Annotated in this window: 21 protein-coding genes; 6 read left to right on the top strand and 15 right to left on the bottom strand. The window is 51.9% G+C overall.

Going from position 1 to position 22030, the window contains the following annotated elements; genetic code table 11:
* Positions 1–11 precede the first annotated feature (11 nt).
* The 5 genes from KNP75_RS06015 to KNP75_RS05995 form a co-directional block, all read right to left on the bottom strand.
* The gene (locus KNP75_RS06015; RefSeq protein WP_034777768.1) at positions 12–695 is read right to left on the bottom strand and encodes a hypothetical protein; all 684 of its coding nucleotides are present in this window, start codon (positions 693–695) and stop codon (positions 12–14) included.
* Positions 696–798: 103 nt separating this feature from the next.
* On the bottom strand, positions 799–2364 hold the full coding sequence (locus KNP75_RS06010) for a BCCT family transporter (protein ID WP_215190029.1): 1566 nt from the start codon (positions 2362–2364) through the stop codon (positions 799–801).
* Between the two features lie 126 nt (positions 2365–2490).
* Complete coding sequence (locus tag KNP75_RS06005; protein WP_084592824.1) at positions 2491–2979, bottom strand: DUF3939 domain-containing protein; 489 nt, start codon at positions 2977–2979, stop codon at positions 2491–2493.
* Positions 2980–3086: 107 nt separating this feature from the next.
* Positions 3087–5801 carry an aconitate hydratase AcnA gene (acnA, locus tag KNP75_RS06000; protein WP_214753210.1) on the bottom strand — a complete coding sequence of 905 codons (2715 nt, stop codon included), beginning with the start codon at positions 5799–5801 and terminating at the stop codon, positions 3087–3089.
* Between the two features lie 193 nt (positions 5802–5994).
* Positions 5995–7590, bottom strand: a complete 1596-nt coding sequence (locus KNP75_RS05995; RefSeq protein ID WP_138859343.1) for a peptide chain release factor 3 — start codon at positions 7588–7590, stop codon at positions 5995–5997.
* Between the two features lie 193 nt (positions 7591–7783).
* Here KNP75_RS05995 and KNP75_RS05990 point away from each other — a divergent pair, with 193 nt between their 5' ends.
* From KNP75_RS05990 to KNP75_RS05980, 3 genes are all read left to right on the top strand, one after another.
* The gene (locus KNP75_RS05990) at positions 7784–8215 is read left to right on the top strand and encodes a DUF2621 family protein (RefSeq protein WP_034777781.1); all 432 of its coding nucleotides are present in this window, start codon (positions 7784–7786) and stop codon (positions 8213–8215) included.
* 296 nt (positions 8216–8511) lie between these two features.
* A complete protein-coding gene (locus KNP75_RS05985) occupies positions 8512–8844 on the top strand; it encodes a DUF485 domain-containing protein (protein WP_215190028.1) in 333 nt (110 codons plus the stop codon).
* The gene (locus KNP75_RS05980; protein ID WP_215190027.1) at positions 8841–10403 is read left to right on the top strand and encodes a solute symporter family protein; all 1563 of its coding nucleotides are present in this window, start codon (positions 8841–8843) and stop codon (positions 10401–10403) included. The genes KNP75_RS05985 and KNP75_RS05980 overlap by 4 nt, the downstream gene beginning before the upstream one ends.
* A 34-nt stretch (positions 10404–10437) precedes the next feature.
* Here KNP75_RS05980 and KNP75_RS05975 read toward each other — a convergent pair whose 3' ends face one another.
* On the bottom strand, positions 10438–10890 hold the full coding sequence (locus KNP75_RS05975) for a CcdC family protein (RefSeq protein WP_034779932.1): 453 nt from the start codon (positions 10888–10890) through the stop codon (positions 10438–10440).
* A gap of 20 nt (positions 10891–10910) precedes the next feature.
* A complete protein-coding gene (locus KNP75_RS05970) occupies positions 10911–11609 on the bottom strand; it encodes a cytochrome c biogenesis CcdA family protein (RefSeq protein WP_034777784.1) in 699 nt (232 codons plus the stop codon).
* A gap of 192 nt (positions 11610–11801) precedes the next feature.
* Between KNP75_RS05970 and KNP75_RS05965 the strand changes: the two genes are divergently transcribed.
* Entirely contained in the window at positions 11802–11981 is a 180-nt protein-coding gene (locus tag KNP75_RS05965) for an aspartyl-phosphate phosphatase Spo0E family protein (protein WP_034777785.1), read from the top strand.
* Between the two features lie 83 nt (positions 11982–12064).
* Here KNP75_RS05965 and KNP75_RS05960 read toward each other — a convergent pair whose 3' ends face one another.
* From KNP75_RS05960 to KNP75_RS05930, 7 genes are all read right to left on the bottom strand, one after another.
* The gene (locus KNP75_RS05960) at positions 12065–13828 is read right to left on the bottom strand and encodes an ABC transporter ATP-binding protein (protein ID WP_215190026.1); all 1764 of its coding nucleotides are present in this window, start codon (positions 13826–13828) and stop codon (positions 12065–12067) included.
* A complete protein-coding gene (locus tag KNP75_RS05955) occupies positions 13818–15572 on the bottom strand; it encodes an ABC transporter transmembrane domain-containing protein (protein ID WP_215190400.1) in 1755 nt (584 codons plus the stop codon). Before KNP75_RS05955 ends, KNP75_RS05960 begins: the two co-directional genes overlap by 11 nt.
* A 129-nt stretch (positions 15573–15701) precedes the next feature.
* Positions 15702–15932: a YneF family protein gene (locus tag KNP75_RS05950; RefSeq protein WP_021067584.1), complete on the bottom strand. Its 231-nt coding sequence runs from the start codon at positions 15930–15932 to the stop codon at positions 15702–15704.
* Between the two features lie 124 nt (positions 15933–16056).
* The gene (gene tkt, locus KNP75_RS05945; RefSeq protein WP_214753204.1) at positions 16057–18048 is read right to left on the bottom strand and encodes a transketolase; all 1992 of its coding nucleotides are present in this window, start codon (positions 18046–18048) and stop codon (positions 16057–16059) included.
* Between the two features lie 199 nt (positions 18049–18247).
* Positions 18248–18481 (bottom strand): DUF896 domain-containing protein, encoded by a 234-nt coding sequence (locus tag KNP75_RS05940; protein ID WP_034777788.1) that lies wholly within the window; start codon positions 18479–18481, stop codon positions 18248–18250.
* A 60-nt stretch (positions 18482–18541) separates the two neighbouring features.
* Positions 18542–19186 carry a YneB family resolvase-like protein gene (locus KNP75_RS05935; protein ID WP_034777790.1) on the bottom strand — a complete coding sequence of 215 codons (645 nt, stop codon included), beginning with the start codon at positions 19184–19186 and terminating at the stop codon, positions 18542–18544.
* A gap of 72 nt (positions 19187–19258) precedes the next feature.
* Complete coding sequence (locus KNP75_RS05930) at positions 19259–19495, bottom strand: hypothetical protein (RefSeq protein WP_215190025.1); 237 nt, start codon at positions 19493–19495, stop codon at positions 19259–19261.
* A 205-nt stretch (positions 19496–19700) separates the two neighbouring features.
* Here KNP75_RS05930 and lexA point away from each other — a divergent pair, with 205 nt between their 5' ends.
* Both lexA and KNP75_RS05920 read left to right on the top strand, forming a co-directional pair.
* Positions 19701–20321, top strand: coding sequence for a transcriptional repressor LexA (lexA, locus tag KNP75_RS05925; protein ID WP_021067589.1), 621 nt, complete (start codon positions 19701–19703; stop codon positions 20319–20321).
* Entirely contained in the window at positions 20321–20761 is a 441-nt protein-coding gene (locus KNP75_RS05920) for a metal-binding protein (protein ID WP_215190024.1), read from the top strand. Before lexA ends, KNP75_RS05920 begins: the two co-directional genes overlap by 1 nt.
* 87 nt (positions 20762–20848) lie before the next feature.
* Here the strand turns inward: KNP75_RS05920 and KNP75_RS05915 are convergent, their stop codons facing one another.
* The gene (locus KNP75_RS05915) at positions 20849–21949 is read right to left on the bottom strand and encodes a DNA alkylation repair protein (protein ID WP_215190023.1); all 1101 of its coding nucleotides are present in this window, start codon (positions 21947–21949) and stop codon (positions 20849–20851) included.
* Positions 21950–22030 lie beyond the last annotated feature (81 nt).

The raw sequence follows: 22030 nt of genomic DNA, 5'->3' as shown, positions 1-22030 counted from the left end.
TCCTCGCCGGATTATCGTGATTCAAAAGAAGTCATGCGAATCGAATGGAACAACTTTCCGTTGTTACGCGACTCGGCGGCGAGCAGGATTCGCTCGTTCGCATCGACGTAATAGGTCACCGCTTCTTCATTCTCATCCTCACTGAAAATCGATGGATACTTCTCGACCCATTCCGCTGGGACGGCTTCCGGTGTTTCTTTCTTGACGAACGCTTGTGCCGTACGACCGATGATATCGACATCGCCTTCGCTCGAGCCAAGTGTTCCGTCGTCTAGCCATTTACGAATCTGTTCGTTCGTCGCCCGCGACAAGAACGGGTGCGGGGCGACCGCGCCTGAACTCGTCTCTTGGCTGTTCGTCTCATCGCCGTCCGGATTGAACTCACGATAGACGGTCCCGTCCCACTCGGCACGGGCGCCGACGTTCGGTCCCTCTACGACCTCGGACACGAAGTGCCCGTCTTCATCATATGTCACTTTATATTCACGAACTTCTAACGTCTCCCCGTCCTCCGGCAACTTTTTCTCTTCATAGCCGATGACCACAGACGTATAGAACGGCTCGGCCCGATTAGTGCGGCCGTCGTCGTCATTTAAATTGGTGACCAAATAAAAGTTATAGGCGAGCAGGGCGCCGACAATGAGAATACCGGCAAAAATCACCCAACTCAATCGCTTCTTTACGTGTTGTTTCATAGAATGCCCTCCCAATCTTCTTCACTTACTATCCTACACTAGCGAGAGGGTCCTGCAAAACATTAACCACTAAAAAAAGGCCTCCGTATGGAGACCTTTCAACTTATCCGAGTTTATCTTCTTCGTCTTTATACGCTTCAATCCACTTGTCCCGCTCGTCCGGTTCGTCGGCCAAGTCCTTGAACAAGGCGACGATCATCAGAATCAAGACGAAGATGAACGGGAAGGCGACGAGAATCGCGACCGCTTGTAGCGCCCCGAGCCCACCTGCATATAAGAGGACGGCAGCGATTGAGGACTGGATGAAGCCCCAAATCAACTTGATGCGCATCGGCGGGATCAGTTTCCCGTTCGTCGTCAGCATTCCGAGCACGTAGGTGGCCGAATCCGCTGACGTGATGAAGAATGTCGAAATCAGGAAGATGGCCACGATACTGAGTACCATCCCAAATCCGCCGAACGTCTCGAACAAGGCGAACAACCCGACTTCCGTCCCGATCTCGTTGACTTGGTCGATCAGTGCTGCGCCGCCGAACAAGTCAGCCCAGATCGCCGATCCACCGAAGACAGAGAACCAAAGTAGACCGAACGATGTCGGAACGAGTAGAATCCCGATGATGAACTCACGAATCGTGCGACCTTTTGAGACGCGGGCGATGAACGTTCCAACGAATGGTGACCATGAGATCCACCATGCCCAATAGAAAATCGTCCACCCGTTGATCCATTCCCGTTCGACAGGTTCAAATGCACCCGTACGGAAACTCATCGTCGGCAACTGTTGCAAATACGTCCCAATCGTCTGTGTGAACAAATCGAGGATGAATGCACTCGGTCCAGCCACTAGTGTTGCCCCGAGCAAGACGATGGCAAGGAAGATGTTCGTGTTACTCAAGATTCGAATCCCTTTCTCGAGACCCGTCGAAGCACTGATCATATAGAGCACCGTCACGACGGCGATGATGATCAGTTGTGTCGAGAACGCGTTCGGCACGCCTGGAATCAAGTAATGCAAACCACCTGCGATTTGCTGAGCCCCGAAACCGAGCGAAGTAGCGACACCGAAAGCGGTCGCAATGACGGCCAAAATATCAACGGTCTGTTTGACCGGACGTTCATAGCGATCATTGACGAGCGAACCGATCGTCTCTCCAATCGTCGCCGGACGACCTTTGCGGAACGTCGAGTAAGCAATGGCGAGCGCGATCATCGCATAAATTGCCCACGGGTGGAAGCCCCAATGGAAGAATGAATAACGCATCGCGGTACGTGCATCGCCTTCAGGCGTTGGTGATTCGAATGGTGGTGTGTGAAAATGCGACAACGGTTCTGCCGCCCCCCAGAAGATGAGTCCGATCCCCATCCCGGCACTGAACAACATGGCGAACCATGTCATGTAGCTGAATTCTGGTCGGTCCGTATCTTTTCCGAGTCGAATCGAACCAAATCTTGAAAAAATTAAAAAGACGGCGACAAGTAATATTCCGGTCGCACTGAGTAAATAAAACCAACCCATCCCGTTCGAGAGCCAACCTTGTAACTTCGTCGTCACGTTCAAGAGACTCGCGTTACCGAGGAGGCTCTCCGGGAAGACGCCCCAAATTGTGAACAAGACCGTGATGATGGCTGAAACGAGAAAAACGGTCGTCACTTGGCTTTTTCTTTCCATAATCTCACTCCTATTCAATTTTCTTATTTTCATATACGTTTTCCACCGTAACATAGTTTATAAACCCGACTCAACCCCTCGGCGTGTAATCGCGCCGCTGACAAAAAGAGTGACGATACCGTTTCGTCACTCTTGCGGCTTCGGTTCTAGCGAGACGATCAATGTCTCGTCCACGACGTAATAAGGCCGTTTCGGCAACACTTTTAAATACCCGCCTTCACGTAATCGTGTCAAATCAAGTTGTAACGTCTGTTGGAATTTTCGGAGCGGTAATTTTTTTTCTTGTTCGAAATATAAATCGAGCGCCCGCTGGACTTGATCCATCTCATAGACCACTTCCCGTTCAGTTTCGGGAACGATGTGAAACGTCTCTTTCGACATGTAAAATCGCTGCCTCGGTTTGCCAGGTAAATGTTTCTTCAAACGCGCAAGATCGATTTCCTGTGCTTCATCGAGGAGCACCGTCCGATTGACGCCTTTCGGCAACGTCTGCTCATACTCGTGGATCGCCTCCCGCAACTGAGGAAGCGTGATGTCGACTTCCTGTTCCGTCACTTCCTCTTTTTGCGTCAGCCGTTGCCACCAGTTTTTGCCTGATTTCGTTTGTCGCTCCATACACTCCCCCCTCTCCCCATTCTCTTCCCGATATCGTGCACCGTCTCACCTTATATTCGCACATTCACTAAAAAAACCTTCCTTTTTTCAAAGGAAGGTCAGTTGGCTTATTTCAATTTGTTACGGAGGACCATCTGCAAGATTCCACCGTGACGGTAGTAATCGATCTCGACTTCAGAATCGAAGCGGGCGACGACTTTGAATTCAGTCACCGTACCGTTCTCATGAGTCGCTTTGACGTTCAGGATATCACGTGGGCGGACCGATTCGTCGACTTGGATGTCGATCGCCTCTTCGCCTGTGAGTCCGAGTGAGTCCGCTGACTCTCCGTCCATGAACTGGAGCGGCAAGACGCCCATCATGACGAGGTTCGAGCGATGAATCCGTTCGAAGCTTTGCGCGATGACGGCACGGATGCCGAGCAAGTTCGTTCCTTTGGCTGCCCAGTCACGTGACGAGCCCATGCCGTAGTCGTTCCCAGCGAAGACGACGAGGCCTGTGCCCTGCTCTTTATACTTCATGGCCGCATCGTACATCGGCATGATTTCGCCAGTCGGCCAGTACGTCGTGAAGCCGCCTTCAGTGCCTGGTGCGACTTGGTTACGAATACGGATGTTCGCAAACGTACCGCGCATCATGACTTCGTGGTTTCCGCGGCGTGAGCCGTACGAGTTGAAGTCGAGCGGTGCGACACCTTTTGATTGAAGGTATTGGCCAGCTGGTGTCGTTTTCGAGAATGCTCCGGCTGGTGAGATGTGGTCGGTCGTGACCGAATCAGCAAACTTCCCGATGACGCGGAGTCCGTTCAACGCATGGACGACGCCCGCTTCCGGCTCGAGGTTTTCGAAGAATGGCGGGTTTTGGATATACGTTGAATCGTCCGAGAAGTCATACAAGTTGCCTTCTGGCACGTCGAGGGCGTTCCAACGCTCGTTTCCTGTGAACACCGTGTCGTACTCTTTACGGAACGCTTCCGGTGAGACGACGTCTTGAACGACCATCTTGATTTCATCGTTTGATGGCCAGATGTCTTTGAAGAAGACATCGTTGCCATCTTTGTCCGTTCCGAACGACTCGTTCATGATGTCGAAGTTGACCGATCCGGCGAGCGCGTACGCGACGACGAGTGGCGGTGACGCCAAGAAGTTCGCTTTCACGAGCGGGTGGACACGGCCTTCGAAGTTACGGTTCCCCGAGAGGACCGACGAGACGAGCAAATCGTTCGATGTGATCGCTTCTTCGACTTCGCGGTCGAGTGGACCCGAGTTTCCGATACAAGTCGTACATCCGTAACCGACGGTGTTGAAACCGAGTTGGTCGAGATACGGCGTGAGACCGGCTTTATCGAGGTAATCGGTAACGACTTTCGAGCCTGGTGCGAGCGACGTCTTCACGAATTTCGGAACCGTGAGACCACGTTCGACGGCTTTCTTCGCCACGAGACCTGCTCCGACCATGACGTATGGGTTCGACGTGTTCGTACAACTTGTGATCGCTGCGATTGCCACGTCACCTGTACGCATGTCGACACCGCCGTCCGTGTAGTTGACAGCTGCCGTCTTCTCAAGCTCGGCTTTTTCAAGACCGAAACCGCTGTGTCCGGCTGGTGCTGTCACGCTGTCGACGAACGCCGTCTGAAGGTCTGACAAGTTGATCCGGTCTTGTGGACGTTTCGGTCCAGCGAGCGACGGCTCTACTTTCGACAAGTCGAGCGTGAGCGTTTTCGTGAACGACGGGTCAGCCTGGTCTGGCGTATAGAACAAGTCGTTCGCTTTCGAGTAGGCTTCGACGAGGTCGATCAATTCTTCTGGGCGACCTGTCGTGCGCATGTAGTTGAGCGTCTCTGTATCGACTGGGAAGAAGCCACATGTCGCACCATATTCAGGTGCCATGTTGGCGATCGTTGCCCGGTCCGAGAGCGGCATCGTGTGAAGCGACGGTCCGAAGAACTCGACGAACTTGCCGACGACTTTCTCGTTACGGAGCATCTCTGTGACGACGAGCGCGACGTCTGTCGCTGTGACACCCGGGTTGACTTCACCGATGATTTTGACGCCGACGACGTCTGGTACCGGGAAGTAAGACGGTTGTCCGAGCATGCTCGCTTCGGCTTCGATTCCACCGACACCCCAGCCGAGGACACCGAGTCCGTTGATCATCGTCGTGTGCGAGTCCGTTCCGACGAGCGAGTCCGGATAGGCGACATTGCCCGTCCCATCATTCTTTTCGAGCACGACCGAAGCCAAGTATTCCAAGTTGACTTGGTGGACGATCCCTGTTGCTGGCGGGACGGCACGATAGTTGTCGAACGCCGTCTGGGCCCAACGTAAGAACTTGTAGCGCTCTTCGTTACGCTCGAACTCGATGTCCATGTTTTTCATGAGTGCGCCGGCGAAACCGTACGCATCGACTTGGACCGAGTGGTCGACGACGAGGTCGACTGGGATTTCCGGATTGATCTTGTTCGGGTCTCCACCGAGGTCGGCCATCGCTTTACGAAGTGAAGCGAGGTCAACGACCGTCGGTACACCCGTGAAGTCCTGAAGGACGACGCGAGCCGGTTTGAACGGAACATCGATGTCTTTCGAGACTTCGGCAGTACCCCATTTAGCCAAGTTCTCGACATGTTCTTTCGTGATGGCGCGGCCATCCTGCTGGCGAAGTACAGATTCGAGCAACACACGAATCGAGTACGGAAGTCGACTAAGTTCCGTCACCCCTTCTTCTTCAAGCTTTTTGAGCCGGTAATAATCGTACGCTTTGCCATTGACCTCGAACTGCGTCCGAGATTTGAAAGCGTCTAATACGTTCGTCTGTTCCATACGATATCCCCCTTTTTGAAAGCGGCGACTTCGGCATGTGCCGTAATCGCTTACTTATCACATGTTTATCATAATACAACTATAGCGTGACGTAAAATACATTCCGTCACAAATTAGTCATAAGTAAAACTTATCAAAATCAACCAAGTCACTGAAACAAAAAAAGACGGCCCTATGAAGAGCCGTCCATCCATTATTCTGCGCCGATCTCGACGTTGACGTCGAGGGCGTCGACGAGCGTGAGCTCATCTTCATACCGTTCTTTGAAGCGATCGAACGTGAACTCGTTGGCGAACAAGAACACGGGACGCTCCCAGCGGTCTGTCACGAGCATGTTGCGTGAGTCCTGGAACGGCTTGAGCGCCTTTAATTCCTTGTCCTTCACCCAACGGGCGACGCTGTATGAGACCGGCTCCATGCGGATGTCGACGCCGTACTCATTGTTCAAGCGATACTCGAACACTTCGAATTGGAGTTGACCGACCGCACCGAGATAAATCTCGTTATACTCGTTACGGTACACTTGGATCGCTCCTTCTTGGGCGAGCTGCTCGACACCTTTGTGGAAATGTTTCGACTTGAGCGAGTTGACCGGCGAGACGCGCATAAAGAGTTCTGGTGGGAACGTCGGCAACGCCTCGAACGCGATTTTTTGTTTCGATGTCGTGATCGTATCACCGATTTGATACGTGCCCGAATCATAAATCCCGATCACGTCTCCAGCGAACGCCTTGTCGACCGTCTCCCGGTCGTTGGCCATGAGCTGTGTCGACTGGCTCAACTTGATCTTTTTGCCCGTCCGTGTGAGCGTGACATCCATGCCGCGCTCAAAGACGCCCGAACAGATGCGAACGAAAGCGATGCGGTCGCGGTGGGCCGGGTTCATGTTCGCTTGAATCTTGAAGACGAAGCCGCTGAAGTCCTCTGACGTCGGGTCGATTGGACCGACGTTCGACTTACGTGCCTCAGGCGCCGGTGACATATCAAGGTAGTGATTCAAGAATGACGTCACCCCGAAGTCGACGAGCGCCGTCCCGAAGAAGACCGGCGTCAATTTCCCGTGCTGGATCGCATCGACGTCGATTTCATTGCCGGCACCGTCGAGAAGATCGATTTCATCTCGAAGGTTCGTCAAGTTCTCTTCCGTCAAGTGATCGGCGAGGATTGGATCATTGACCCCATCCTCGTTCAACGTGAGCGTCCCTTTGTCACCACGGAACAAGTGCACTTCGTTTTTTAAGCGATCGTATACCCCTTCGAACTGCATTCCGCTCCCGATCGGCCAAGTCACGGCGACCGAAGGCATGCCGAGCACTTCTTCAAGTTCTTCCATGAGCTCGAGCGGATCTTTCGCTTGGCGGTCAAGCTTGTTCATGAACGTGAAAATCGGAATCCCGCGCATCCGACAGACTTGGAACAATTTCTTCGTCTGCGTCTCGATCCCTTTGGCCGCATCGATGACCATGACGGCACTGTCGACCGACGTCAAGACGCGATACGTGTCTTCCCCGAAATCGTTGTGTCCTGGTGTGTCCATGATCGAGACGACCTTGTCTTGATAGACGAACTGCATGACCGATGACGTGACCGAGATTCCACGTTGTTTCTCGATCTCCATCCAGTCAGATTTGGCGTGTTTAGAGTTTTTACGGGCTTTGACCGTCCCCGCTTCACGGATGGCTCCCCCGTGAAGGAGCAATTTCTCAGTGAGCGTCGTCTTACCGGCATCCGGGTGCGAGATGATGCCGAAAATACGCCGCTTCTCAACTTCTTGTTTTAATTGGTTCATGTATGGCTCTTTCCTTTCTGAACATTACGATTTACACTGGCTCTTGCTCATTGCAACGCTATCTATTCTAACGAAGCCCACGCGTTTCGTCCATCTTTATAGTAAGGAACGGATAGCTGTAGCTTTTGTATCGCGCCCCTTTTTTGTATACTTAGCTTGAATGATCGTGAAATGACAGAACGGGGGAAAGACGATGCCAGAAAACTTGGTGATGTATTTCATTGTCTTCTGGGGATTCGTGATGATCGGGTTGATGTCGATCGGCGGCTACTTCATGTTCCGCAAATTTTTAAAACGAATGCCGAAAGAAGACGGGCGCTCACTCCTCGACATCGAGGATGATTACATCGACAAGACACGCCACTTATGGACACCGGAGACGCGTACATTGCTTGATCGTCTCGTCACACCGGTACCGGAGCTGTTCCGCGACGTCGCCATCCGAAAGATTGCGGGCAAAATCGGACAGTTCGCTCTCGAGACGCGGGCCCGTGAAATGACGACCGAGCTCGTCGTCAAAGGCTATATCGCCGCGACACCGAAACGGGACCATAAATTTTTAAAAAAGGCGCTTGAAGAAGAACAAATCGACTGGAAAATGTATCAACATTATTTCCAACAATGATGAAACGAGATGCCGGCCTTGGGCTTGGCATCTTTTTTTGTCTTCAACAGTTCAACTAAGTTATGCGAAACGGAAATTGTGCCATACGACTACTAGGTCCAAAGTACCTTTTTCCGACAGATTAATTATTCTTAAATATCGTTCATAATATAGACAATATTGAAAACGCTTACAATAAAGTGGTATGACCAATATTAGTATAATATGTATAGGTTTTAGCAATAAAAAATGGATAGCTTTTCCTTTATTTACATTTCTATAATGTACGTATCTTGATTCCAAAAGGAGGTTTTCCGATGCATGATGTCACGCACGTCACGCGAACTGACAGCACTCGCTCCGCCGAAACAATCGTCGAGAGCTCGTCATTCCACAAGTTGATGCAAGAAAAGAACCGGTTCATTGTTCCATCCATCATCTTCTCACTCATCTTTTATTTTACGTTACCAATCTCCACGAGCTACTTCACGTTCTTGAACATCGCTGTCGCCGGTGAAATTACTTGGGCCTGGGCGCTCGCCTTCGCTCAATTCTTCATGACCTGGACGTTCTGTGTCATGTATAGCCGCCGGGCCCGCCGCTTCGACGAGCTCGTCGCAGCCATCAAACAAGAGGAGGATGGACGATGAACTGGACAGCTATTCTTCTATTCGTCGCGATTGTTGGACTCACGCTCGTCATCACATTTTTCGCCGCCCGAAAGACAAAGACCGCAAGCGACTTTTACACGGCCGACGGTGGTTTGACCGGATTTCAAAATGGTCTGGCCATCGCCGGTGATTATATGTCGGCCGCTTCATTCCTCGGGATTGCCGGGATGATTGCCCTCGCCGGGTTCGATGGGTTCTTTTACTCGATCGGTTTCCTCGTTGCCTACCTCGTCGTCCTTTATTTGGTCGCCGAGCCGCTCCGTAACCTCGGGAAGTATACGATGGCCGATATGATTGCGGCACGCTTCAACAAGCCGCGTGTGCGTGGGGTTGCCGCCATGAATGCCATCGTCATCTCCATCTTTTATATGATCGCCCAACTCGTCGGCGCCGGGGCACTCATCGAGCTCTTGCTCGGCATCCCCTACACGACGAGCGTCATCGTCGTCGGAATCTTAATGACCGTCTATGTCGTTTTCGGGGGGATGACCGCGACGTCATGGGTACAGATCACAAAAGCCGTCTTGTTGATGATCGGGACCGCCATCATTTCGTTCCTCGTGTTCGCCCGCTTTGACTTCTCCGTCTTCACCATGTTTTCCGAGGTCAGTAAGGCGACACCGCTCGGGGAGAGCTTCTTGAACCCTGGCAACAAGTTCAAGCTCCCGCTCGATACGATTTCACTCAATTTGGCACTCGTCCTTGGGACGGCCGGTCTGCCGCACATTCTCATCCGCTTCTTCACGGTCAAGGATGCACCGACGGCACGACAATCCGTCGTCTATGCGACATGGGTCATCGGTGCGTTCTACATACTGACGATCTTCCTCGGATTTGGGGCCGCCGCGTTCGTCGGATCGGACGCCATCGTCGCCGCCAACCCGGCCGGGAACATGGCCGCGCCGCTCCTCGCCCAAGTGCTCGGCGGTGACTTATTGTTCGCTTTCGTGGCCGCCATCGCCTTCGCCACGATCCTTGCCGTCGTCGCAGGACTCGTCCTATCGGCGGCCTCGGCATTCGCCCACGACTTCTATGGTCATATCATCCGGAAGGGCGAAGCGACCGAAAAAGAACAAGTCACAGCGGCCCGTATCGCTTCGATCGCGGTCGCGCTCGTCTCGATGGGACTCGCCTTCTTCGCCCAATCGATGAACGTCGCATTTCTCGTCTCACTCGCATTCGCTGTCGCTGCCAGCGCGAACTTGCCGGTCATTTTGTTCACGATTTATTGGAGACGGTTCAATACGGGCGGTGCTGTGTTCGGCATGGTCGTCGGATTATTCTCGTCCCTCTTCCTCGTCGCCATTAGCCCGAACGTGTGGGCACCGGATGGCTCGGCAATCTTTATCGGTGAGGCGTTATTCCCGCTCACGAACCCGGGGATCGTCTCGATCCCGCTCGGCTTCCTCGCCGCCATCGTCGGGACGTACGTAACGAAGTCGGACGAAGTCGCCGGAAACTTCGAACGCATCCTCGTCAAAGCGAACACCGGGATCGATGCCGAGACGGAAGCCGCCATGACGAAAAAATCTTCATAATCGACAAAACGGCGTCCCTCGCGAGGGACGCCGTTCATGTTGAAGCGATTTGTTTATATTTTTGGTACATGGCGATGCGCCAGGGGACGATCATGCCCCAGGCAATCAAATAGAACAATCCGCCCGTCGCGAAAATATTGACTTCGTCTCCGAGAAACGCCTTCATGACCGTCCGAATCGCCAATAAGACGAAGACGACGATAAAGAACGCTTTTGAGCGGGATAAGTACACCTCACCATCACGTTTCTCGAAGTTCGATGTCTTGATGAGAAATACGCTGAAAATCAATCCGACGATTAAAGCTTCTCCGACCTCGAGCCAAGTCAATCGAAACGCCGGGACGAGAAATTGCAACATCCCGGTCGACATCGCCAAGGGCGGAATCAAGATCTTTTTAGCATTCGTCGGACGTGCCGATGCTTTGACGCGAACGAAGCTCGCAATCAGGCCCATCATTAGTGCGACGAGGGTCGATCCCCAAAATATCGACATTCGGTCAACCCCTTTTAAAATCCGGTGAATCCTACTAATTCGCTCATCCAAGCAGCGAAGCGATTCATGCCATCAAAATATAATACGACGCCGAAGGCCATCATCAAATAACCTCCGAATTTTGCCACCTTGGCACTGTTGCGCGCCAAGTATTTGATTTTCCCGACAAAGCTCGCCATGATGAGGAATGGGATGGCGAAGCCGATGACGTACGCCAACATATAGCCCATCCCTTGACTCGGGTTCGAGGCCGCGAGCGCGATGACACCGGCAAGAATCGGTCCGGTACACGGGGTCCACCCCGCCGCGAATCCAATTCCAATCAATGCCGTTCCAAAGTAGCCGCTTTTACGCTCCCCTAAAGCGAGCTTTTTCTCGCGCATCATGAAACTAGGTTGCCAAAGTCCCGCCAAAAAGACGCCGAATACGAAGATGAGGATGGCACCGAACATGCGCAAACTATCCTTATATTGAATGAACACGTCGGCAATGAGCGAGGTCGACAGACCGAGCACGAGGAAGACGATCGAGAAACCAATCAAGAATGAGAACGTGTGAAACCAGGCCGTGCGTTGTCGCAGTCCCTCGCTCTTTAAATCAGAGACTGAGACCCCAGTGATATACGATAAAAAGACTGGATACAACGGTAGCGTGCACGGTGATAAAAATGATAAGACGCCCGCCCCAAATGCGAGCCAAAGTGTGACTTCCATGCGATCTTCCACCTTTCAGCCCCATTATAGCGAAAACCTTTTCAAAATGCTCGCATCTTTTTCCGAGCACCTTACATGATTGAATTTGTAATCTTTGAAATGGAAATGAAACTTGTAAACGGTAGTGTTAGATGCTAAGATTTGGATATTCTTATTAGTCAGTATCGATCTTACAATGATGGGGGAAACACCGTGGCGGTCATCACAGCTGAAAACTTACATTATGCCATTGAACAGAAACGCGATGAACTGTATGAAATCGCCTCGCAGCACAGTTGGACGTCTCCAGAAGTGATTCATGTCAGCCAAGAATTGGACAAGCTGATTACACGTCACGTCCTAGCCATACACGCTTCAGACCACATAAATTAATCGAACCAAACGGCCCGTCCTTCCTTCAAGTGGCGGGCTTTTTCCATGGAAAAAAGACACCTTGACGGTGTCTTTTTTGTAATTTATGACATCAGACGTTGACCAGATTGAAGTTCGTACATCTTTTTGTACAGCCCATCCTGTTTTAAAAGCGCCTGATGGTTACCTCGTTCGACGATCTCACCCCGATGAAGGACGAGAATCAAGTCGGCATCTTGAATCGTCGACAGACGATGCGCGATGGCAATCGTCGTCCGTCCCCGTCTCATCCGATCGAGGGCGAGCTGGACACGCTCCTCGGTCTCGGTGTCAATCGAACTCGTCGCCTCATCTAAAATCAAAATCTTCGGGTCACGGGCGACCGTCCGGGCGAAGGCGAGCAGTTGCCGTTCCCCGCTCGAGAATGTCGCGCCGCGCTCACCGACCGTATGTCCGTAACCGGCCTCAAGCTTCTCGACGAACGTATGAGCTTGCACGAACTCGGCCGCTTCTCGGACTTTGTCCGAGTCGATTGTCGGATTGAACAGTTTCAAGTTATCCTCGATCGTCCCTGTGAACAAAAATGGATCTTGGAGCACAAGCCCGACTTTGGCTCGGAGCTCGGCTTCCTCGAACTGCTCAATCGGATACCCATCGATCGTGATTTGGCCTGATTGATACGGATAGAACCGGGTCAACAGGTTGATGATCGAACTCTTCCCGCTACCCGTGTGACCGACGAGGGCAACCGTCTCGCCTGGTTTGGCGACGAATGATATCTGTTTCAATACATCGACTTCCCCATCGTAGCTGAACGTGACGTTCTCGAACCGGACTTCCCCGGAGCCGATTTCAGCAGGACCGGCAAGACTCTTTCCTGGAGCCGGCTCATCCGTGTCCAAGATTTTGAAGACACGGTCCGCCGAGACGACCGCCTGTTGAAACTCGCTCAAGCGTTGCATGATGTCGAGCACCGGACGGAAGATGCGCTCGATGTAGCTGATGAAGGCATAGACGACCCCGACCTGCACTTGCTCGGTCGTCGACAAGACGCCGTAATAGCCGAGCAGTCCAATGATGGAGAAGGCGAGCAACAGCTCGATGATTGGTCGCAGCAACATGCTGTCGAGCTTCAAGTTTCGATAACGTGCCTCTTGGTGGGCCTCGTTCGTTTCTTCGAACTGGCGGACGAGCCGCTCTTCTTGACGAAACTGTTGAACGATTCCCATCCCGTTGATCGATTCATTCAATTGCCCGTTCAGTTGTGACAACAAGTCACGCACTTGGGCAAAATATTTTGTCGAATAGCGGCGATACGCCCAGATGATGAGCCAAAACAGCGGAACAAGGACGAGCCCCATCGTCGCGAGCGTCGGTTCGAGGATATAAAGGAACACGTACGTCCCGACCAATTGAACCGCTGACTGTACGAACGTGCTCATTACCCCGACATACAGTTCCTTGACGGCCTCGGTGTCGTTCGTGATTCGAGAGACAAGCACTCCCGCCGGAGTCCGGTCAAAGTAGGCGAGCCGCATCCCCATCACATGTCGGAAGATATCCATCCGGATGTTTTGCACGATCTTCAAGGCAATCTTTTGGAACGAGATCGACTGCAAGTAGTCGAAGATGATCGCCGACACATGCAAGACCAAATAAACAACGAGCAAGGTGACGACCCAGTTTGTCGGATAGACGCCAGGCGTCACGAACTCATCGATGAACACTTTGATTAAGAACGGTCCTGCGAGTTTTGCGCCGGTGGCGAGCAGCAAGAACACAAAAGCGAGTCCGAGCGGACGTGCGTAGCGGTTCGTGTAGGCCAACAGGCGTTTGATGACCGCCCATTCCTGAACGTCATGCTTCATGGTGGCCACCTCCTTCGACAATCGCCTCGAGTTGTTGGCGATCGTACGTGTCTTTGTACCAACCGGGCTCGCGAATCAAGTCCTGATGACGCCCGCGTTGGATGATTCGACCGTCCTCAAGAACGAGAATCTCATCAGCATGCTCGACCGCAGACAGTCGATGCGCCACGATCAAGCGGGACTGGTCAGGGTTCCCGGTCCGGAAATGCTCGATGATCGCCTCCTCCGTCTTCGCATCGACAGCCGAGAGGGCATCGTCGAGGATCAACACGTCCGCCTCAATCATGAGGGCACGTGCGATTGAAATCCGTTGCTTCTGACCACCCGACAACGTCACACCCCGTTCCCCGACGAGCGTGGCGTATCCTTCCGGCAGCCGCATGATGTCATCATGAACCTCGGCGATTTTTGCCGCCTCCATGATTTCGTCGAGTTTCGCTTCCGGTTTGCCGAATGCGATATTGTTCGCAATCGAATCGCTGAACAAGAAATGGTCTTGCGGGACGACGGCGACTTTATCGAGCAGGAGTGATTTTTTCACTTGGCGAATGTTGGCACCACCGATTTTGATCGTCCCATCATGCACGTCATACTCTCGTGTCAACAAGCGTACAATCGTCGTCTTACCAGAACCGGTACGGCCGACGAGTCCGAGCGTCCGTCCGCGTTCGAGGCGGAATGTGACGTCTTGCAGGACGGGCGTCTCGTCATAACGGAACGCACGAATATCCGCTTCAATCTCCGAATGGGCGAGTTTCGTCGCCGCCATCGGATCATCCTGAATCTCAGGTTTGACGGCGAGCATCCGCTCGATCCGGTCGTAAGACGCCCGCCCTCGTTCGACGATATTGAACAGCCAGCCGAAAGCAAGCATCGGCCACGTGAGCAAGCCGAGATAGGCGGTGAAACTAACGATCTGTCCGATGGTCAGCTCTCCTTGTTCAATCAAATACGCGCCATAACCGATCGACAAGATATACGAGAGGCCGACAATCCCGAAGATGGTCGGGTCGTACAAGGCGTCGATTTTCGCGACACGTACGTTTTTCGCCATGACTTCGTCGGATAGCTTCTCGAACGAGTCAACGTCGCGGCCGACTTCCCCGGTCGACTTCAACACCCGGACACCGCTGACGCTCTCTTGGACTTTATCGTTCAGTTCAGAGAACGCCGCTTGGGCGACCCCGAACCGATTATGTAAGAGTTTGCCGTATCGCGTCGTCAACGCGACCATGATTGGCAGCGGCAACAATGCCACGACCGTCAACTTCCAACTGATGGTCGTCACCATCGTGATGATGACGAACGTTCCCATGGTGATGCTATCGACGAGTGTCAAAATCCCCGCACCCGCCGTCGTCGAGACGGCTTGGACATCGTTTGTCGCATGGGCCATCAAATCCCCGACCCGCGACTTCTTATAAAACCGTTGATCTAAATCGGTGAAATGACGATAGAGCTGACTCCGCAACATCCGACCGAGGCGAATCGAAGCCCCGAAGATGAAGTATCGCCAGAAGAAACGGGCCACATAGTTCCCGATTCCGACGGCCGCGAGCCCGCCGAGCAACATCCATAATAAATCTGTTCCAAGCGTTCCCCGGTTGATTTCATCGACGATTCGTCCGATGATGCGCGGCGGTATAAGTTCGAGCGCCGCGACGAACATGAGTAAGACGATGCCGAGCGCATACGTCCGCCACTCGAGCTTGAAGAACCAAGCTAGTTGTTTGAATACACGAATTGGAAACACCCCCTATGTTGTCTTGAATTCAGACTATTCTATTAGATTAGCGAAAGTCTGTTCGATTGTCTAACAAAAACTGGATGAAAAAAGCACTTTGCGGGCGCAAAGTGCTTCGGTCAATCGAGTTTATTTCTTTTCGTTCTTCATTTGAACGTTCATGGCGCGCATCACTTGGTTGACTTTCTTCTGTGACGGCTTTTGACCCATTTGCATCATCAATGTACGAATCATATCTTCGTTGATCGGTGGGTTCTGTTCGAGGTAGTTCATCATGTATTTACGAGCGATAAAGAAACCGATCGCAATACCCCCGATTAGTGCTGCCACGATAAGAAGAATCCAGAATAATGTACTCAAGGCTTAACCTCCTCTACCATATGAAACATCGTTTTTTACTATACACTATATTACGCTAATTCGCTAGTCGTCTGAAAAAAAAGTGGTGACCCAAAACCTCCGGGCCACCACTGACAACATGCGATTAAAGTGATTTGACAGCTGCGACGACGTTGTCGACAGACATGCCGTATTCTTTCATGAGGAGATCCCCAGGAGCAGAGGCGCCGAACTTGTCGATGCCGAGTACTTTTCCGCCGAAACCGACGTATTTGTACCAACCGAGCGTCGCGCCCGCTTCGAGCGAGACACGTTTCGTGATCGACGACGGAAGGACCGATTCTTTATACTCTGCCGATTGCGCTTCGAACAATTCCCAAGAAGGCATCGAGACAACAGCCGCGTTCACGCCTTCAGCCGCGAGTGCTTCGCGAGCTTCGACGAGGACGTGTACTTCAGAACCTGTACCAAGAAGAAGGACGTCTGCCTCGCTTGAGTTGCCGGCGACGACATAGCCACCTTTAGCTGCGTCTTCAACCGACGTGCCAACGAGCTCTGGCAACGCTTGACGCGTCAAGACGAGAAGTGATGGTGATGTTTTCGTCGTGATTGCTTGCTTCCAAGCCGCGATCGTCTCTTTTCCGTCAGCTGGACGGAGAACAGACAAGTTTGGCATCGCACGGAAGCTCATCAAGTGCTCGACCGGTTCGTGGGTCGGGCCATCTTCGCCGACCGCGATCGAATCGTGCGTCAAGACGAACGTTGATGGGATTCCCATGAGCGCAGCAAGTCGAACGGCCGGGCGAAGGTAATCCGAGAAGACGAAGAACGTCGCGCCGTATGGGAGCACCCCACCGTGGAGCGCCATCCCGTTGACGGCTGCTGCCATCGCGAATTCACGGACTCCGAACCAGATGTTGCGGCCGGCTGGATCTTCATCGAAGTCCGCAGCGCCTTTGATCATCGTGTTGTTCGAACCAGCGAGGTCAGCCGAGCCTCCGAAGAGAGTCGGAACCGCTTTGGCGATCGCATTCAATACTTCACCGCTCGTTTGACGAGTCGCTTTTTTCGAACCGATTTCGAACGTCGGCAATTCGCTGTCCCAACCTTCTGGGAGCTCGTTGTTCATCGCACGCTCGAACTGGGCACCAAGTTCAGGGTGTGCTGACTTGTAAGCTTCAACGAGTTCATTCCAGTCCGCTTCATGCTTCGCGCCTGGCTCAACGACTTTATCGTTGAACAAGTCGTATACTTCGTTCGGTACGTAGAAGTTCTCGCCTTCCCACTTGTAGAACTGCTTCGTGAGCTCAATTTCAGCTTCGCCGAGTGGTGCACCGTGTGATGCCGATTTGCCTGACTTGTTCGGTGAACCGAAGCCGATAACCGTCTTCACCTCGATGAGGGTCGGTTTCGACGTTTCTGCTTTCGCTTCGTCGATTGCTTTCGCGATCGTATCGATATCCGTACCATCTTCGACACGGATCACTTGCCAACCGTAGGCGTTGAAACGATCTTCAACGCTTTCCGAGAACGATTTGTGAAGGTCGCCGTCAAGCGAGATATCATTTGAATCGTAAAGGACGACGAGTTTGCCGAGTTTCAAGTGACCAGCGAGCGAAGCAGCTTCTGCCGATACGCCTTCCATCAAGTCACCGTCTCCACAAATCCCGTATGTGAAGTGGTCAACCACTTTGAACTCATCGCGGTTGTACGTCGCTTCCAAATGTTTCTCTGCCATTGCCATCCCGACAGCCATGGCGATCCCTTGTCCGAGCGGTCCAGTCGTCGCGTCGACACCTGCCGTGTGACGGTACTCTGGATGCCCAGGCGTTTTCGAATCCATTTGGCGGAACGATTTGAGATCGTCCATTGAGAGATCGTAACCAGATAAGTGAAGAAGCGAGTACAAGAGCATCGAACCGTGTCCCGCTGAAAGGACGAACCGATCACGGTTGAACCAGTTCGGGTTTTTCGGGTTGTGACGCATTTTGTCCGTCCAAAGTGTGAACGCCATCGGAGCCGCACCCATCGGCATACCCGGGTGACCTGAGTTCGCTTTTTGGACCGCATCGATTGAGAGCGTCCGAATCGAGTTAATCGCTAATAATTCTTTAGTAGTTGTTTCCACTAATTTCATCCTCTCTGTTGTTAACAAAGTTTCTACCCGTCATATTTTAGCACACTCATTCGTGTGTCACAACTAATTAATTAGTATAACACATTAAATGAAATCGTTTACTTCCTTTCGTTTGAAAACGCATCAATGAGTCCCCCTGATCAACGTTCGCGTATAACAAACATGCACATCCTATATGAAATAGGATGTGCATTCATGGTCATTCTGAGCGGTAACGTTCCTGCTCATCTTTTAATTTTTCAGGCGTTACGTCGTTTCCTTCCGGATCGACGACCTTCATTCCCATCATCTGTGATTTGAATGATTGGCGGAACGCTTGCAAATATTGTTGGCGCAGCGCTTGCTGCTCGTCCATCTCTTGTGGTGACAGACCATCTGTCTTTGCTTTGTTGGCGAGGAAATTGATTCGCTCCAACTGTTCAGGTGCTAGCATCGGGCTCGCCCCCTCTCTACTGAATTTGTCCTTCTACTGTACAAAATCAGCGAGCAGGAATCAAGTTTCTGGTACCGACACGTGCTCCAAGTAGCGCCGGTTCACGGTCGCTTTCGATACCTCATAACCAAAACCGCGGAGGGTGGCGGCAATTTCAGCGAACGTGAGTCCACGTTCACGCAATTGGACGATTTCTTCAATCGGAACTTCGATTCGGCTCCGGCCGCCCTGGTCATGGTGCTGGATATTCCGATGCGGATTAAATCCGTTCGCGACCGCCCGACGCATTCCGCGTGAAATTTTAGCGTTATGGATCTTGCGTTGATACTCTTCGACGACACTGACGATCTCGAGCACCATCTTCTCGGCGTCGGAGACGATATATTCATCGGACGACTGCATCGTCAACAAGCGCACGTTATGTTTCATGAGCGTATGCAAGATAGCGATTTTTGCATTTCCCCGTCCGAGACGGCTGTCGTCGCTCACGAGCACGGCATCGAGATCAGACGTCGAGACGTGCTCCAATAGATCGAGCAGTCCCGCCCGATTGACCTCATACCCGCTCTCTTGTTCACTGATCACATCGACAACCTCAGCATCAAGACGTCTCGCCATCTGCTTCAATTCGTCTGCCTGACGACTGAGCGACGTCTCTTGGGTGGACTTGTTCGTCGATACGCGACAATAAATGACGACTCGCATCGCGTCACTTCCTTTCTTTCCATTCGCCCTCTACGATACACAGGATGAAGGGATGTTCGCAATCAGAAACGATTATTCGGCGGCGAACCACGTCGTCTTGTCGTCTTTTTCCTCATCCCGTTTAGCGAGAATGTGCGCTTCGAGCGTCTCCGCCTCTTTTAAGGCGACTTCTTCTTCAATACTGTGTTCGACTTTTTGTTCGGTCACGACGATCGCTTCGTTGTCACGTAGCTCTCCGACCGCGAAAAATACGAACATACCGAGTGCCAACATGCCGACTAAGATGATTCCATTGATTGTGTCTCTCATAATCATTGCCTCCTGGGAATAAGAATACACGTTCTCGAGAACGTCTGTTCGTTTATCTGTTCTCATCATAAAACAAGAACTTCTGTTCGGTCAAGCAGAAAAAAACGAACGAATGTTTGTGCGCTCATGTGTTCTTGTGTTAAACTAAACCCATAAAGAATAGGATGCGTTCGCAGGTTATTCGACATAATCGAGGTGAAATCCATTGAAAAAAATGTCAGCAAGACAACAACAGATTCTTGATTTTATAAAAGCCGAGGTTCGGGCGAAAGGGTATCCCCCTTCGGTCCGCGAAATTGGCGAGGCTGTCGGGCTCGCATCGAGCTCGACTGTACACGGTCACTTGGACCGTCTTGAGAAGCGTGGATTGATTCGACGTGATAAGACGAAGCCACGCGCCATCGAGATTTTGGATGAAGAGATGTCCGTCGTCGAAGACCACGATGCCGTCATGTACGTGCCGGTCATCGGGAAAGTCACAGCCGGTACGCCGATCACGGCCATCGAGAACGTGGAAGAACACTTCCCGCTCCCGGCTCACGTCGTCGGTTCCGACAACGTCTACATGCTCTCTGTCTCAGGAGACTCGATGATTAACGCGGGGATCTTGGATGGGGACCGCGTCCTCGTCCGTCAACAGAACACGGCCGACAATGGAGAGATTGTCGTCGCCATGACGGATGAAGGTGAAGCGACCGTGAAGCGGATTTATAAAGAAGCTTCGAAAGTTCGCCTCCAGCCGGAGAACGACGAGCTCGAAGCGATGTATTTCGATAACGTGTCGATTTTAGGGAAGGTCATCGGTGTATACCGCACGATTCACTAATGGCTAGTGGCAAGACACATACCCGTACGAATCTCGTGGCAATCGGTGCTCTTGCGATTGCCACGCCTTTTATTGACATCGATGTTCCGACCGTGTTCCTGCTTGGCGCCCTCATCGGGACGTTCTGGCTCTCCCCGGATCTCGATTTGAAGTCGGACGCCTATTATCGATGGGGACCGCTTCGGGGCTTTTGGCTCCCTTATGTGAAGATTATGCCCCATCGGTCGTTATTCTCGCATTTTCCGCTCTTGAGCGATCTGATCCGGGTCATCTATCTCGGTTTCCCGCTCACGCTTCTGCTCACGGTCACGCCGTATGAGGAAACTGTCAGATCGTGGCTCGATTTGAACGGGGCAGCATGCTTCTTCGGACTCGTTTTCGCGACGACGCTACATACGACGCTCGACTATGCGTCCACGTTCTTCAAACGTGCGTTTTAACCAGATCGTTATGCTACACACCCAAAAAGGGCAACCCGTCTAAATAGACAGGGTTGCCCTTTTTTGAACCGTTTATTATATGGAAGTTCAATAACTTTTATGCAACATGACATGATGTTCAGCCACTTCTCGTCCATTTACCAACAAGACGACACGATGCTCCCCTGGATAATGCCGACGGGTCGTCAAATCTGACCAGTCGTGCACTCTGGTCGCTGCAAGTCGCGCACCCCCAGCGACGGTTCTATTCGCTAGCAGGAATGCTTTACGACTCGCTTTCCCGTTGGCCTTTATAAACTCAATCGCGTATTCGATACGAATATAAGCAGCATCCCCTGGACGAATGGACACATCGTACTGAATCTCGCACGCCTCCCCTATGCGGATCACGTTCGGATGTATAGAAATCGATGCGTCGACGGTTAAATTTGTTTCCTGCGTATAACCGAATATCGTTAACGCGTCAGGATGGGCTGACTTGATCAGTGTCCGGCATCCGTGCCTAATGATCCAATCGGTATGAGGATGCTCGCCCTGCCATCGTCGCGAGACTGCGAGTACAGCTTCTGGGTGATCTTTCGAGATATCGTTGAGGTTGTTAGCGACACTTTTTCTCACATATAATGATGGATCTTCTTTTAACAACTCTAGGATCTCCAACACTGGAGCTGGGTCTTCTTTGAACATCGGTAACGATTCCGCCCACGGAAGGCGAGGACGACAACCCTCACTCGCCAAACGCCGAACATGTTCGTTCGGATGAATGGCCCAAGCTGTCATTTGGTGCATCACACGCGTTGGTTCCCGCAATAAAAAAGACCTGATCGCAAATTCAGAAGACGACTTCTGTGTGAAGCGTTCGAGCGCTGACATCGAGCGTTCCCAATACCCTTCTGCCTGCCCATACACTGCTACAAAGTCCGGAAAAAATAAGTATGGAAAACCGATACAATCATCTGCAATTTCAACCAATACGTCCAAAGCTGATTCGTAATCCTGTGGCAAATACTGACCGAGTTTTATCGAAATACGTCGAGTACGCCCTTTGAGTGCCAACTCTTCCCACGATTCATCTATGATTGATGCGATAAAAGCCTGTACGTCAAATGACGGATACACGGTTTGAATACGTCGTCCAAATTCCAACAAAAAGGTCTCATCATACACGTCTTTTAATGGTGTTGCCACTTCTCGTCCCCCTATCCCATTCCATTACATTACATTTATAGTGATATACATTTTCTCTCATTACATTGATTAGTTGAAGCG

Origin of the sequence: Exiguobacterium sp. s6 (assembly GCF_018618155.1) — a bacterium.
GTDB classification, from domain to species: Bacteria; Bacillota; Bacilli; order Exiguobacteriales; family Exiguobacteriaceae; genus Exiguobacterium; species Exiguobacterium mexicanum_A.
Note: the sequence above shows the minus strand (reverse complement) of the source record. Positions and strands in the feature narration are given on the sequence as shown.